The organism is Actinomyces sp. oral taxon 448 str. F0400 (genome assembly GCF_000220835.1).
Taxonomy (GTDB): Bacteria; Actinomycetota; Actinomycetes; order Actinomycetales; family Actinomycetaceae; genus Actinomyces.
Map to the genome: position 1 here is coordinate 1,720,770 of NZ_GL985606.1, position 14,208 is coordinate 1,734,977.

Here is a 14,208-nt window from a genome sequence, read left to right on the forward strand (position 1 = left end):
ACGGCATAGGTTGGGCGCGTCCCCGGATTCAGACCAGGAGAAGACCCGTGAGCTACCAGACCACGAACCCGTACACCGGGGAGGTCGTCAAGACCTTCCCCACGGCCACCGAGGCCGAGATCGATGCCGCCGTCGCCAAGGCCGATGCCGCTTTCCGCACGTGGCGCAGCACACCGGTCGCCGAGCGCTTGGTGGTTCTGGACCGTGTCGCCGACCGGCTGGAGGCCGACGGACGCGAGTGCGCCCGGACCATCACCCTGGAGATGGGCAAGCTCATCGGCGAGGCGGAGGCCGAGGTGGCTCTGTGCGTCGACATGCTGCGCTACTACGTGCGCAGCGCCGCCGAGCAGCTCGCGCCTCGGTTCCTGCCGGCCGCCGGGTACGGCGACACCGACGTTCAGTTGATCGCCGAGCCGCAGGGCGTCCTGTACGCCGTCGAACCGTGGAACTTTCCCTTCTACCAGGTCGTCCGCATTGGTGCGCCCCAGCTCGCGGCGGGTAACACCCTGGTCCTCAAGCACGCCTCGAACGTACCCCAATCGGCGCTGCTGATGGAGAGACTGTTCGCCGAGGCCGGCGGGCCCGAGGGGCTCATCGTCAACGTCTTCGCCGCCCATGACGCCTCCGAGCAGATCCTCGGTGACGATCGCGTGCGGGCGGTGGCGCTTACCGGCTCCGAGGCGGCCGGCGCCTCGGTGGCCGTGATCGCCGCGAAAAACCTCAAGAAGTCTACCCTCGAGCTCGGCGGTGCGGACGCCTTCATCGTCCTGGAGGATGCCGAGCTGGACAAGGCCGTGGCCTGGGCGGTCTTCGGTCGTCACTGGAACTGCGGCCAGGTCTGCTGCTCGTCCAAGCGGATCATCGTCGTCGACTCCCTCTACGAGGAGTTCGTTGAAAGGTACCGCGCCGGGGTCGCTCGTCTCGTCCCGGGCGACCCGATGAACCCTGACACCACTTTGGCCCCGCTGTCCTCTCAGTCTGCGGTCGACGAGCTGGCCGGGAAGGTTCGGGCGGCGCGGGAGGCGGGGGTCGCCGTCGAAGAGGTGGGGGCCCCGGTTCCGGCACAGGGCGCCTTCTTCCAGCCGACTCTCATGACCGGCATTCCCGTCGGCTCTCCGACCGCGAGCACGGAGTTCTTCGGGCCCGTCTCCTCGATCTTCCGGGTGGAGGATGAGGACGACGCCGTCCGCGTGGCCAATTCCTCACCCTTCGGCCTGGGCGGTTCGGTCTTCTCAACCGACGTCCGCCGTGCGCAGCGCGTGGCGCGACGCTTGGACACCGGGATGGTGTATATCAACCAGCCCACCGGTGTGGCCGCGGACATCCCCTTCGGCGGGGTCAAACGATCCGGGTACGGTCGGGAGCTCGTTGACTTGGGACTCAAGGAGTTCGTCAACGAGAAGGTCATCGCCGTTGCGGACATCAACGGACGGTTCTGAGCACGGGGATTCCGCGCCCGCCGGCCGCGGGAGCCTTCCGATGTCGGGGCGGCGGCGGGCCGGAGCTCAGGACAGACGACCGACGACGGGATTCCACTCGCGCGGGACGCGCTCGGCGATGAACCCGGCCCTGTTGAAGGGGTCCTCCTCCACGAGGGCCAGGGCGCCGGCCGCATCCTCGGCGCGCACGACGATGAGGGCGTCGTGGGTGCCTGTGTACGGACCCGCGGCCAGCAGCAGGTCCTTGTCGGCCAGGGCGCTGTTGAAAGCGCGGTGGGAGGGTCTGACCTCGGCCATCTCCTCGTCGTGGTCGGTGACGTAGCGGTACTCGATGGCGTAGATCCTGCTCATGAGCCCAGCGTAGGTGATCTCCGCATGTCCGTTTCACCGGGGCGTTAGCCCGTCATGCCGAGTGCGGTCTTCGTGCCGGGGTCGCGGGGTCGCTGGCGCAGCGGTGTCGGAAGGACGTCGAGTGGCCAATCCCTCGCCGACCCGAGTCGAACACGTGTTTGACTCGATCTGCGCCCCTCCTAGACTCGACCTCCGTGAACGACTCCCTCATCATCCGCGGCGCACGTGAGCATAACCTCAAGGGCGTCGATCTCGACCTTCCGCGCGAGACGATGATCGTCTTCACCGGCCTGTCCGGATCGGGTAAGTCCTCATTGGCCTTCGACACGATATTCGCCGAGGGCCAGCGCCGCTACGTCGAATCCCTGTCCTCTTACGCCCGACAGTTCCTCGGACAGATGGACAAGCCCGATGTCGACTTCCTCGAGGGCCTGTCGCCAGCGGTGTCGATCGACCAGAAGTCCACCTCCCGCAACCCGCGTTCGACCGTGGGTACGGTCACCGAGGTCTACGACTACCTGCGTCTGCTTTACGCTCGCGCCGGTGTTCAGCACTGTCCCGTGTGCGACGCCGTCATCTCCCCCCAGACGCCCCAGCAGATCGTCGACCAGGTGCGAACCATGGACGAGGGCACCCGTTTCCAGGTCCTCGCTCCGGTCGTGCGTGGCCGGAAGGGGGAGTACTCCGAGCTGCTGAACGAGCTGCGGGGGCGGGGCTTCAGCCGGGTGAGGGTCGACGGTCGAGTCCATCGGCTCGGCGAGGTCCCCGAGCTGAACAAGAAACTCAGGCACGACATCGACGTCATCGTCGATCGGCTGGTCGTGCGCGAGGGCATCCGTCAGCGCCTGACCGACTCGATCGAGACGGCCTTGGGCCTGGCCGATGGGCTGGTCCTCATCGACCTGGTTGATCTGGACGAGGACGATCCGGCGCGGGTGCGCCGCTTCTCGGAGAAGCGCGCCTGCCCCAACGAGCATCCTCTGACGCTGGAGGAGATCGAGCCGCGCACTTTCTCCTTCAACGCCCCCTACGGCGCCTGCCCGCAGTGCACCGGCATCGGCTCCCGATTGGAGGTCGATCCCGAGCTCGTCGTCCCCGACGAGGAGCTCACCCTGGCCGAGGGCGCCATCGCGCCGTGGGCCGGCCACCAGAAGTACTTCACTCGTCAGCTGAGGGCCCTAGGCGAGGAGCTGTCCTTCGACGTTAACACGCCCTGGCGGGCCCTGCCTCGACGCGCCAGGGAGGCGATCCTGCGCGGCAAGGACTACGAGGTCAAGGTCAGGTACCGCAATCGGTGGGGCCGCGAGCGAATCTACTCCACCGGCTTCGAGGGGGTGCTCGACTACATCATGCGCAAGCATGATGAGACCGAGTCGGAGCGGTCGAAGGAGCGCTACGAGGGTTATATGCGCGAGGTGCCCTGCCCCGTCTGCCGTGGTACCCGTCTCAAGCCTGAGGTGCTGGCGGTGCGCGTAGGCGAGCGCTCCATCGCCGAGCTGTGCGACCTGCCTGTCGGGGAGGCTCGCGCCGCCCTGAAGGCTCTCGACCTGACCGGTCAGGCCAGACGGATCGCCGGCGGCGTGCTCACCGAGATCGATGCCCGCCTCGGCTTCCTCGTGGACGTGGGCCTGGACTACCTCAGCCTGTCGCGCGGGGCCGCCACCCTCTCGGGCGGGGAGGCTCAGCGCATCCGGTTAGCCACCCAGATCGGCTCGGGCCTGGTCGGCGTCCTCTACGTCCTCGACGAGCCCAGCATCGGGCTGCACCAGCGCGACAACGCCCGTCTCATCGAGACCCTGGAGCGTCTACGGGACCTGGGCAACACGCTCATCGTCGTCGAGCACGACGAGGAGACCATTCGAGCCGCCGATTGGGTCGTGGATATCGGCCCGGGCGCGGGGGAGAAGGGCGGCGAGATCGTCTACTGCGGGGACGTGAGCGGACTGCTCGACGCCCCGGCCTCGGTCACCGGCGACTACCTCGCCGGCCGGCGCGCCATCGAACTCCCCGCCGCCCGTCGTAAGCCGGTCAGGGGCCGGGCGGTGACGGTCGTGGGCGCGCGTGAGAACAATCTCAAGGACGTCACCGCCACCTTTCCTCTCGGTGTACTCACCGCCGTCACCGGGGTCTCCGGCTCGGGCAAGTCTTCCCTGGTCAATGCCGTCCTCTACCAGGTGCTGGCCAACCGGCTCAACGGGGCCCGGGGCGTGCCGGGGCGTCATAAGACGGTGCGCGGTCTGGACAACCTCGACAAGGTCGTCCACGTCGACCAGTCGCCCATCGGACGCACGCCGCGCTCCAACCCCGCGACCTACACGGGCGTGTGGGACCACATCCGCAAGATCTTCGCCGCCGTGCCGGAGTCCAGGGTCCGCGGTTACGGGCCCGGTCGCTTCTCCTTCAATGTCAAGGGCGGGCGTTGCGAGGCCTGCAGAGGCGACGGCACACTCAAGATCGAGATGAACTTCCTGCCCGACGTCTACGTGCCCTGCGAGGTCTGCGACGGGGCTCGCTACAACCGTGAAACCTTGGAGATCCGCTACAAGGACAAGACGGTCGCCGATGTCCTGAACATGACGATCCGTCAGGCCGCCGATTTCTTCGCAGCCACCCCGGTCATCGCTCGTCACTTGAACACCTTGGTGGAGGTGGGGCTGGGGTACGTGCGCCTGGGGCAGGCGGCGACCACCCTCTCCGGCGGCGAGGCGCAGCGCGTCAAGCTGGCCACCGAGCTCCAGCGCCGCTCCACCGGGCGAACCATCTACGTGCTGGACGAGCCGACCACCGGCCTGCACTTCGAGGACATCCGCAAGCTGCTCGGCGTGCTTCAGGGACTTGTCGACAAAGGCAATTCGGTGGTCGTCATCGAGCACAATCTGGACGTCATCGCCAACGCCGACTGGGTCATCGACATGGGGCCGGAGGGCGGCAGAGAAGGCGGCACCATCGTGGCCACGGGCACGCCCGAGAAGATCGCCGCGGTCGAGGACTCCTACACGGGACGCTTCCTCGCCCCCATGCTGGAGCGGGCGCGGTCCTGAGGCGGTTTTCTCAGCTCCCGTCGACGGTGCGCCGCAGCACGGCGAGCCGCTCCCGCAGACGGTCGAGTGGACCAGTCCCCAGACCCAGGACGATACCTGGGGCTCGGGGGCCGCGGGCCGACCAGTAGCCGGACATTCCCTCCACTGCCAGGCCCTGGGCCCGACAGCGGGCGACGACGCCGTCCTCGTCGACGCCGGCGCGCAGTGGGACGACGGCGCGCAGCCCGCTCTCCATGGGGACGCCTTCGGGGAAGATCTCGACGAAGGCAGTGCGGCGCCGACGGTACTCCCGGCGCACGCGCGCGGTGTGCCGTCGCAGGCCGTCGGCCTCCATGTAGGCGGCCACGGCGTCCTGGACGAGTCCGGAGGTCGGCAGGCACAGGTCGGCGACTCGCTCGCGCAGGAGCGGCGGCACGATGAGGTAGCCCAGGGCGAGGGCGGGCGTGAGGGTCGTGGAGAAGGAGCCGAGCATGGCGACACGCCCCTCGGCGTCCAGGGCGAGCAGCGGGGGATGGGTCTGCCGCAGCGCCGAGTCGTAGTCGTCCTCGACGATGAGGGCGTCCGCGCGCCGGGCCGCCTCCAGCAGTGCGAAGCGGCGTGCGGCGGGCATTTGCGCACCGGTGGGGAACTGGTGGTTGGGCGTGACCAAGATGGCGTCGGCGTGCCGGTCGGGCGTCGCGCGGGGGCCCGTGCCCGCGGCGCGCGTGTCGACCGGCTGGAGTCGCCACCCCATCGCCCGGGGCACGTGGCGCAGCGAGGGGTAGCCGGGGTCCTCCACGGCGAGGGTTCCCCGACGGCCACGGGCGGCCAGAACCAGGCGCAGGCCGTCGCGGGCACCGGCGGTGATGACAATGTCGTGCGCCTCGACGCGCACGGAGCGGGTCAGGCGCACGTGCTCGGCGACGAGGGCTCGCAGGCGTTCGGAGCCCGCAGCCGGATGCGCGGTGGGCCGGGCGGCCGCCGCCCGCCAGGCGCTGCGCCACAGTGCGCCCGTCAGCAGGCCCGTAGCCGGCTCGCCCGGTTTCAGATCCCCTCGGGGCGGGGCGGGTCGCGGTCCGGGTGCCGGCGCGGCGGCCGGTCCGCCGGGAACGCGCAGTGAGGGGTCGACCCGGGTGCCGCCGGGACTGGTGATGAGAAGGCCCTCGCCCACGAGCTGTTCGTAGGCGCTCACCACGCTGCCTCTGGAGATTCCCAGTTGACGGGCCAGGACGCGCGTGGAGGGCAGTGGATCGCCCGGTGCGAGGCGGGAGTCGGTGATCCTGCCGCGCACGTCCTCGACGATCTGGGCGGGGAGGGGACGGCTGCGATCGATCTGCACGTGCGTCACCTCCGTCGAGCGTGCCGGGATCCTCTCTCCGATCCGGCATGTGGTCCAAAAGAGTGCTCCCGAACTGGACTTCACCATAGTCCACCCGCGGAGGCAGCATCACTCGCATGAGTGACACCACTGAGAACAGCACCGCCGACGCCGTGGGGACGAGCGTCGGGAGCGCAGCCTCCTCGCAGGCGCCGGAGACCGGGTCCCCGCTCGTCAAGCGCGGTCTGGCCGACATGCTCAAGGGCGGCGTCATCATGGACGTCGTCACTCCCGAGCAGGCCCGTATCGCCGAGGATGCCGGAGCCGTCGCCGTCATGGCCCTCGAGCGCGTTCCGGCCGACATCCGCGCTCAGGGCGGTGTGGCCCGTATGAGCGACCCCGACCTCATCGCGGGCATCATTGAGGCGGTCTCCATTCCCGTCATGGCCAAGGCCCGCATCGGACACTTCGTCGAGGCCCAGGTCCTTCAGGAACTGCGGGTCGATTTCATCGACGAGTCCGAGGTCCTCTCGCCCGCCGACTACGTCCACCACATCAACAAGCATCCTTTCACCGTCCCCTTCGTGTGCGGGGCCACCAACCTCGGCGAGGCGCTGCGCCGGGTGAGCGAGGGCGCCGCGATGATCCGTTCTAAAGGCGAGGCCGGCACCGGCGACGTCTCCGAGGCCACCCGTCACATCCGCGCCATCACCAAGGAGATCGCGGCGCTGCGCGGCCTCGGCGAGGACGAGCTCTACGTCGCCGCCAAAGAGCTTGGCGCCTCCTACGAGCTAGTGCGCGGGGTCGCCGAGCGCGGTGCGCTGCCCGTCGTGCTGTTCACCGCCGGGGGAGTGGCCACGCCTGCCGATGCGGCCATGATGATGCAGCTGGGCGCGGACGGGGTCTTCGTGGGCTCGGGCGTCTTCAAGTCCGCGGACCCGGTCCGGCGGGCCGCCGCCATCGTGCGGGCCACGGCCGGCTACGACGACCCCGCCGTGGTCCTACGGGCCTCGCGCGCTCTGGGCGAGGCCATGGTCGGCATCAACGTCGCCGACCTGCCGGCGCCCCACCGCCTGGCGGAGCGGGGCTGGTGAGAGTCGGCATCCTCGCGCTCCAGGGAGGCGTCGTCGAGCACGCCCGTCTTGTCGATGCGCTGGGCCATGACGCTGTGCTCGTGCGGCGCCCCGAGCAGCTGGCCGACGTGGGTGCCCTGATTCTGCCCGGGGGCGAGTCGACCGCCCTGCTGCGGCTGGCGGATCTGACCGGGCTGCGCGAGCCTTTGAAACGGGCAGCCGGACGCCTGCCCACATTGGGCACCTGCGCGGGGCTCATCATGCTGGCGGCCCTGGGGGTGCTCGATGTCGATGTCGAGCGCAACGCCTTCGGCCCCCAGGTCGACTCGGCGAGCGCGGACCTGCAGTGGAGGGGGCGCGAGCTGAGGGCGGCCTTTATCCGCGCTCCCGCCATCACACGGGTCGGGCCGGGCGTGACCGTATGCTCGACCTACGCCGATCCTGCTCGCCCCGGCCGACCGCCGTACGTCGTCGGAGTGGAGGAGGGGGGTGTCATGGCCGTCTCCTACCATCCCGAGCTGACGGGGGACGCGACGCTGCACCGGCTGCTGCTCGCTCGGGGCCCGCGGGAGGCGGCGCTGGGGCGGTCTGAAACGGCACGGCCTGGCCTCGCCGGGGCGGGCAACACCGCCTGCGCGGAGGCGCCTTCATTCTCAGCGGGCGCTTTAACGGATACCCTCCTGCCATGAGCGAGAACGGACTTACCGCTGCCCGGCACAAGATGCGCGACGCCGGCATCGCCGAGCAGGCCATTGACGTCTTCAGCCACTACTACAGGGCCCTGGACAACGGCGCCACTTGTCTGATTCCCGAGGATTCGATCGAACCGCTCACGCGGATCGACTCCATCGAGGATGTCGAGATTGACGAGGCCGGTGCCCGCGAGGCGCTGTCGCGAACCGTCCTGATCAAGCTCAACGGCGGCTTGGGCACGTCGATGGGGATGGACAGGACCAAGTCGCTGCTACCCGTGCGCGAGGGCAAGTCGTTCCTCGACCTGCTGGTCGATCAGGTGATGGCAGCGCGGCGGATCTACGACGTCACCCTGCCGCTGATCTTCATGAATTCCTTCCGCACCCGTCGGGACACGCTCGCGGCGCTCGCCGCCCACCCCGGCATCGGGGTCGACGGGCTTCCTCTGGACTTCCTGCAGAACCGCGAGCCCAAGCTGCGCGCCGACGACCTCACTCCGGTGACGTGGGCGGCGGACCCCGATCTCGAATGGTGCCCGCCCGGACACGGCGATATCTACACGGCTCTGACCGCCTCCGGTGTGCTCGATGCTCTGCTGGAGAGCGGATACAAATACGCCATGACCTCGAACTCGGACAACCTCGGGGCGGCGCCGTCGGCCCGCGTCGCCGGTTGGTTCGCCGCCTCGGGCGCGCCCTACGCGCCCGAACTGTGCCGTCGCACCCCGGCGGACGTCAAGGGCGGCCACCTGGCGGTGCGCAAGAGTGATGGCCGCATCATCCTGCGCGAGACCGCCCAGACCCCGGCCGATGAGATGCACTTCTTCACCGACCAGTACCGCCACCCCTTCTTCCACACCAACAACCTCTGGTTCGACTTGGAAGTCCTGCGCGACACGCTGGCCGAGCGCAGAGGGATCCTCGGACTGCCGCTGATCAAGAACGCCAAGACGGTCGATCCGGCGGATGCCTCCTCGGTACCGGTGATCCAGCTCGAGACGGCCATGGGTACAGCCGTGGAGGCCTTCGAGGGCGCCACCGCCATCGAAGTGCCGCGCAGTCGCTTCCTGCCGGTCAAGACCACCAACGACCTGCTTCTGCTGCGTTCGGACGTCTACGAGGTCGATGATGCCGGTCTGCTCCAGATGGTGCCCGAGCGCGCCTGCACGGTGAACCTCGACCCGCGCTACTACAAGAAGATCAGGGACTTCGAGGCGCGATTCCCCCACGGCGTCCCTTCCGTTCGACAGGCCAAGTCACTGACGGTCGAGGGCGACTGGACCTTCGGGGCCGACGTTGTCGCCATCGGGGACGCCCGTGTCGGCGAGGCGGGCTCGCCGGGCGAGGTGGCCTCCGGCACCCGGCTCTGAGCCGGGCATCCAGTGCGCAAGAGGACCGGAGCATGCCGGCCCAGCCCTCTTGCGCACGATGGGTGGGCGATACTGGAATCGAACCAGTGACCTCCTCGGTGTGAACGAGGCGCTCTAACCCCTGAGCCAATCGCCCGGCGCGGGGGACAGGCTAACCAGCGGCGGGTGAGTGGAGCAAATACGGGTCCGGTGAGGTGGATCACCGTGGTGTCGTTTGCCGTCGATGGTTGTCGGGGTGCTATGGTTTCTCAGCACCGACCGGTTCGGATGGGCCGTGTGGAACATGCGCGGATGTGGCTCAGTTGGTAGAGCATCACCTTGCCAAGGTGAGGGTCGCGGGTTCGAGTCCCGTCATCCGCTCCGAGGAGCTGGGGAGCCTCCCCGCCCCCGGCATCTCGTTGGTGGGTTGGCCGAGAGGTTAGGCACCGGCCTGCAAAGCCGTTGACACCGGTTCGAATCCGGTACCCACCTCGGGCGATTGGCGCAGCGGGAGCGCGCTTCCCTGACACGGAAGAGGTCACTGGTTCGATCCCAGTATCGCCCACCAGCAGGGCCCGGAACCACACGGTTCCGGGCCCTTATTTCTCACCGCCAGCGGCGCACGGTCCCACAACCCCGAAGCGGGGCGGCATCACGACCGGTCGCTGCGCAACACCTTATGCGCAACAAATCGTGCACACTGCGTGTTGCGCGGAATCTTCGTGCTGTCTAGGGTCGGAACATGCCCCGCAAAAGCGTCGATCCCGCTGTCATGAGGGCTGTTGCGCACCCGCTGCGCCTGGCGATTCTCGCCGAGATGTGGGACGCCGACAGACCATTGCGGGCGGCGGACCTCGCCGAGGCTCTCGGTGAGCCCGCCAATTCCGTCAGCTACCACATCCGCAGGCTGCGGGACGCCGGCTATGTGGTCGACGTCGAAGGACCCGAGGGCGGCACCGCGCGTGATCACTGGTACGCCTCACCCCAGCGTGCGGCCTCCGACGCCGCGCAGTCCGCCTCCGACCCGGCCGCCGGGGCCGCCGACGCCGATGATGACGATGATGAGATCGTGAACGCCGCCCTGCGCACACGCGCCAACCAGGTCATCGAGCACGTCATCCGCGCTCGGGCGGCCGAGGAGGGCCCGCTGGTCCACGTCAACGGCATGATCTGGATGCCGACGGATCTGGCCCGTACTTACGTCCGCCGTCTGGCCGACTTGGCCCGTGAGATGCGGCGGGCCGCCGAGGCCGCTCGGCGGAGCGCCGAACCCGGCACGGCTTTCACCCGCTACGCCTTCGCCACCGATCTCGTGCCCGAGACTCGACGGGGCGCGCGCCTGGAGGTCCCGGTCGAGCGCACGCCCGGGCGCGACGACGAGGAGGAGACCCCGGAAGCGGTGTGAGGCTCGGACCGTGCGGATCATCCGTCTCCTGAGCGACGGCTGGACGTGGGCGAGGCGGTTCGCGCGGGCGACCTGCCTGTGCGAGATCGCTTACGGCGGCCCTCCGCACGGCTCATCTAGGCTGCCCTCTATGGCCGACCCCTCGACGTACCGCCCCGCGCCCGGCGAGGTCCCCACCTCGCCCGGCGTCTACCGGTTCCTCGACTCCGAGGGCCGCGTCATCTACGTCGGCAAGGCCAAGAACCTCAGGGCCCGCCTGTCCACGTACTTCCAGGATGTGGCGGCCCTCCACCCGCGCACCCAGAGGATGGTGACCACGGCCTGCGCCGTGGAATGGACGATCGTGGGCACCGAGGTGGAGTCTCTAGCCCTGGAGTACTCCTGGATCAAGGAGTTCAATCCGCGCTTCAACGTCATGTACAAGGACGACAAGTCCTACCCCTACCTGGCCGTCACCATGCAGGAGACCTACCCGCGCGCTCAGGTGGTCCGCGGCGCTCGCAGACCCGCAGTCCGCTACTTCGGCCCATTCGTCCAGGTGTGGTCCATCCGCGAGACTCTCGACCAGCTCCTGCGCGTCTTCCCCATCCGCTCCTGTTCGCCCGGCGTGTTCAAGCGCGCCCGCGCCTCGGGGCGCCCCTGCCTGCTGGGCTACATCGACAAATGCTCGGCCCCCTGCGTGGGCCGCATCAGCGAGGCGGATCACCGCGCGCTCGCCGAGGACTTCTGCTCTTTCATGGCCGGACGCACCGACCCCTACGTGCGCGAGCTGGAGGACCGCATGCGTCTGGCCGCCGGGAATCTGGAGTTCGAGAGAGCCGCACGTCTGCGCGACGATGCCGAGGCGCTGCACAGGGTCATCGAACGCAACGCCGTCGTCCTGCCCGATGCCACTGACGCGGACGTCTTCGCCCTCGTGCGCGACGAGCTGACCGCCGCCGTCCAGGTCTTCCACGTGCGCGGCGGGCGCGTGCGCGGCCAACGCGGCTGGGTCATCGACCTGGTCGAGGACGCCACCGACACCGAGCTTATCGAACGGCTTCTTCAACAGGTCTACGGCGATCTCCTCGACCCCTCCGGGGCCGGTGCGCCCGGACGCTCGGGTCCCACGACCTCACTCGGTGTGGGCGCTCGCGCCCCCGCCGCGCCCCTGGCCCGCTCCGGCCCCCAGGGAGTATGCCGGGGGTCCGGCGGGGCCGCGGCCACCAGCGTTGACGACGTCGCTCACACCGCCACCACCGCCGTTCCGCGCGAGGTCCTTGTTCCGGTCCTGCCCGCCGACGCCGCCGCCGTGCGCACCTGGCTCGCCGGCCTGCGCGGTGCCAGGGTCGATGTGCGCGTGCCGGCCCGCGGCGACAAAGCGGCTCTCATGGGCACTGTGCGCAAGAACGCCGAGGAGTCGCTGCGCCTGCACAAGACGCGCCGTGCCAGCGACCTCACTCAGCGCTCGGCCGCTCTGGAGGAGCTCGCCGAGGCCCTCGACCTTCCCGAGGCGCCCCTGCGCATCGAATGCTACGACATTTCCCACACTCAGGGCACCCACCAGGTCGGCTCCATGGTCGTCTTCGAGGACGGGGCGCCGCGGAAGTCCGACTACCGGCGCTTCACCGTCCGCGGAACCGACGGCGGGGGCGCCGCCGACGACACGGCCGCCATGCACGAGGTCCTCACTCGTCGCTTCAGGCGATTGCTGGCCGAGCAGGGCGCCGCTCTCACCGCCGCTGACGCCGAGCTCATCGGAGCCGACGGCGACGGCGTCCCCGTTGCCTCGGGACCCATCGACCCGGCCACCGGCCGTGCCAAGCGCTTCTCCTACGCCCCCAGCCTCGTCGTCGTCGACGGCGGGCTGCCCCAGGTGGGCGCCGCCCGCGCCGTCCTCGACGACCTCGGCATCCACGTGCCCCTCGTCGGCCTGGCCAAGCGTCTGGAGGAGGTATGGGTGCCGGACGATGACTTCCCCGTGGTCCTGCCACGCACCTCGCCCGCGCTCTACCTGCTGCAGTACCTGCGCGACGAGTCCCACCGCTTCGCCATTGCCCACCACCGCAAGAAGCGCTCGGCCGGCATGACCCGCTCCGTGCTCGATGACGTTCCCGGGCTCGGCCCCGCGCGGCAGGCCGCCTTACTCAAGAAGTTCGGCTCCGTCAAGCGGATCCGCACCGCCACACCCGAGCAGATTGCTTCGGTGCGGGGCATCGGCCCGGCTCTGGCAGATACGATCCTCACGCACCTCAAGCCGGCCCCGAAGACGCTTCAGGGCGTCGCCGGCGAGAACGAAGGGAAGGAACATGCATGAGGCTCTCCGCGCGCAATCAGCTCCCGGGCACCGTCGTCGCGATCGACAAAGGCGCCGTCAACGGCATCGTCAAGATCGAGGTCGCTCCCGGTCTGGTCATCACCTCCACTATCACCAACGCCGCCATCGATGCGCTCGGCCTGACCGAGGGCGCTGCGGCCACCGCTGTCATCAAGGCTTCCTCCGTCATGGTGGGCGTGACGGATTGACCGCGCCACCGTGCCGTCCCCGGGCCTGGCCCCGCCGGGACGGGACGGTGCGACCCGCTGCCGCCGGCGGCTCCTGAGTGAGACAATCCGGCGTGTGCGCGTACTGCGGGTCTTTAACAACAATGTCGTCCTGGCCCGTGACGAGCTCGGCCGCGAGGCGGTGCTGACCGGCCGGGGCCTGGGCTTCCAACGGCGGGCGGGAGATGCCGTCGACACCTCCCGAATCGCGCGCCGCTTCATCCCCGTCGACAACGCCGCCTCCGTCGGCGAGGTCATCGCCGGCATACCTCTGGAACGCCTGGCGCTGATAGAACGGACCTTCCGGCGGGCCGTTCGTGAGCTCGGCGTGAGCGTGCCCTCCTCGACCGTCATCGCCGTCGTCGACCACGTCAACCAGGCCATGGAACGTGTCGGCCGCGGCGAGGTCATGGACTACCCCCTGCGCGCCGAGGCGGCCCATCTCCACCCCGACGAGCTGCGCCTGGCCGAGCAGATGGTCCGCGAGCTCAACGCCTCCCAGAAGCTCCAGCTGCCGGCGGGCGAGGCCGTCGCGCTGGCGCTCCACCTGTTCACCGCCGTCGTCGGGGTCCCCTCGACACGGGAGGCCGTGCGCCAGTCGCGCCTCATCGGCCAGGTCATGAGCGTCCTGGCGGCTGCCTACGGCCCGGCCTTCGACCCCGACGCTATCGACGCCGCCCGCTTCGCCACCCATCTGCGGTACTTCCTGACTCGCACCCGCACCGGCGCCCAGGTGGTGGACTCCACCGCCGACGTCATCGGAGCCGCTCTGCGGGACGCACGTCCCCACGCCTACCAGGTCGCCCTGCGGGTCCAGGAGCTCCTCGAACTAAGGCTGGGCACAACGGTCTGCGAGGACGAGACCGCCTACCTGACCATGCACGTCGCCCGTTTCGAACAGTCCCTCGGCCCCGCGCCTCCGGGCTGCAACGACGGATGACGGACGAGAGTGAGCGGTGAGAGCTAGGACACCATGACGGGGCCTAGTCGAGAAAGATGATCATCACTAGCCTAGATGCGGGCCCAATGGGCCCGCAG

Annotated in this window: 11 protein-coding genes and 4 tRNA genes; 12 read left to right on the forward strand and 3 right to left on the reverse strand. The window is 69.3% G+C overall.

What is annotated here, in order from left to right:
* Positions 1-47: 47 nt before the first annotated feature.
* On the forward strand, positions 48-1,439 hold the full coding sequence (locus HMPREF9062_RS07335) for an NAD-dependent succinate-semialdehyde dehydrogenase (protein ID WP_034253932.1): 1,392 nt from the start codon (positions 48-50) through the stop codon (positions 1,437-1,439).
* A 66-nt stretch (positions 1,440-1,505) separates the two neighbouring features.
* Here the strand turns inward: HMPREF9062_RS07335 and HMPREF9062_RS07340 are convergent, their stop codons facing one another.
* Positions 1,506-1,790: a YciI family protein gene (locus tag HMPREF9062_RS07340; protein WP_009749458.1), complete on the reverse strand. Its 285-nt coding sequence runs from the start codon at positions 1,788-1,790 to the stop codon at positions 1,506-1,508.
* A 194-nt stretch (positions 1,791-1,984) separates the two neighbouring features.
* Here HMPREF9062_RS07340 and uvrA point away from each other — a divergent pair, with 194 nt between their 5' ends.
* The gene (gene uvrA / locus HMPREF9062_RS07345; protein WP_009749459.1) at positions 1,985-4,831 is read left to right on the forward strand and encodes an excinuclease ABC subunit UvrA; all 2,847 of its coding nucleotides are present in this window, start codon (positions 1,985-1,987) and stop codon (positions 4,829-4,831) included.
* Between the two features lie 10 nt (positions 4,832-4,841).
* On the opposite strand, the gene pdxR is transcribed toward uvrA, so the two are convergent.
* Positions 4,842-6,158 carry a MocR-like pyridoxine biosynthesis transcription factor PdxR gene (pdxR, locus tag HMPREF9062_RS07350; RefSeq protein WP_034253935.1) on the reverse strand — a complete coding sequence of 439 codons (1,317 nt, stop codon included), beginning with the start codon at positions 6,156-6,158 and terminating at the stop codon, positions 4,842-4,844.
* A gap of 107 nt (positions 6,159-6,265) precedes the next feature.
* On the opposite strand from pdxR, the gene pdxS reads away from it, so the two are divergent.
* Genes pdxS through HMPREF9062_RS07365 form a run of 3 tightly spaced genes read left to right on the forward strand, consistent with a single transcriptional unit; the run spans position 6,266 to position 9,263 of the window.
* Positions 6,266-7,222 (forward strand): pyridoxal 5'-phosphate synthase lyase subunit PdxS, encoded by a 957-nt coding sequence (pdxS, locus tag HMPREF9062_RS07355; RefSeq protein WP_009749461.1) that lies wholly within the window; start codon positions 6,266-6,268, stop codon positions 7,220-7,222.
* The gene (gene pdxT, locus HMPREF9062_RS07360) at positions 7,219-7,890 is read left to right on the forward strand and encodes a pyridoxal 5'-phosphate synthase glutaminase subunit PdxT (protein WP_009749462.1); all 672 of its coding nucleotides are present in this window, start codon (positions 7,219-7,221) and stop codon (positions 7,888-7,890) included. Before pdxS ends, pdxT begins: the two co-directional genes overlap by 4 nt.
* Positions 7,887-9,263 carry a UTP--glucose-1-phosphate uridylyltransferase gene (locus HMPREF9062_RS07365; RefSeq protein ID WP_009749463.1) on the forward strand — a complete coding sequence of 459 codons (1,377 nt, stop codon included), beginning with the start codon at positions 7,887-7,889 and terminating at the stop codon, positions 9,261-9,263. The genes pdxT and HMPREF9062_RS07365 overlap by 4 nt, the downstream gene beginning before the upstream one ends.
* Positions 9,264-9,326: 63 nt before the next feature.
* Here the strand turns inward: HMPREF9062_RS07365 and HMPREF9062_RS07370 are convergent.
* Positions 9,327-9,399 (reverse strand) — tRNA-Val (locus tag HMPREF9062_RS07370).
* A 151-nt stretch (positions 9,400-9,550) separates the two neighbouring features.
* On the opposite strand from HMPREF9062_RS07370, the gene HMPREF9062_RS07375 reads away from it, so the two are divergent.
* The 7 genes from HMPREF9062_RS07375 to HMPREF9062_RS07405 all read left to right on the forward strand — a co-directional run bounded on the left by HMPREF9062_RS07375 (position 9,551) and on the right by HMPREF9062_RS07405 (position 14,110).
* Positions 9,551-9,623, forward strand: a tRNA-Gly gene (locus HMPREF9062_RS07375).
* Between the two features lie 40 nt (positions 9,624-9,663).
* Positions 9,664-9,734: transfer RNA gene (locus HMPREF9062_RS07380), tRNA-Cys, on the forward strand.
* 1 nt (position 9,735) lies between these two features.
* A tRNA-Val gene (locus HMPREF9062_RS07385) sits at positions 9,736-9,810 on the forward strand.
* 174 nt (positions 9,811-9,984) lie between these two features.
* A complete protein-coding gene (locus HMPREF9062_RS12160; protein WP_083820035.1) occupies positions 9,985-10,647 on the forward strand; it encodes an ArsR/SmtB family transcription factor in 663 nt (220 codons plus the stop codon).
* A gap of 130 nt (positions 10,648-10,777) precedes the next feature.
* Positions 10,778-12,943, forward strand: coding sequence for an excinuclease ABC subunit UvrC (gene uvrC / locus HMPREF9062_RS07395; RefSeq protein WP_009749465.1), 2,166 nt, complete (start codon positions 10,778-10,780; stop codon positions 12,941-12,943).
* On the forward strand, positions 12,940-13,152 hold the full coding sequence (locus tag HMPREF9062_RS07400) for a TOBE domain-containing protein (RefSeq protein WP_009749466.1): 213 nt from the start codon (positions 12,940-12,942) through the stop codon (positions 13,150-13,152). The genes uvrC and HMPREF9062_RS07400 overlap by 4 nt, the downstream gene beginning before the upstream one ends.
* A 94-nt stretch (positions 13,153-13,246) precedes the next feature.
* The gene (locus HMPREF9062_RS07405; protein ID WP_009749467.1) at positions 13,247-14,110 is read left to right on the forward strand and encodes a PRD domain-containing protein; all 864 of its coding nucleotides are present in this window, start codon (positions 13,247-13,249) and stop codon (positions 14,108-14,110) included.
* Positions 14,111-14,208 lie beyond the last annotated feature (98 nt).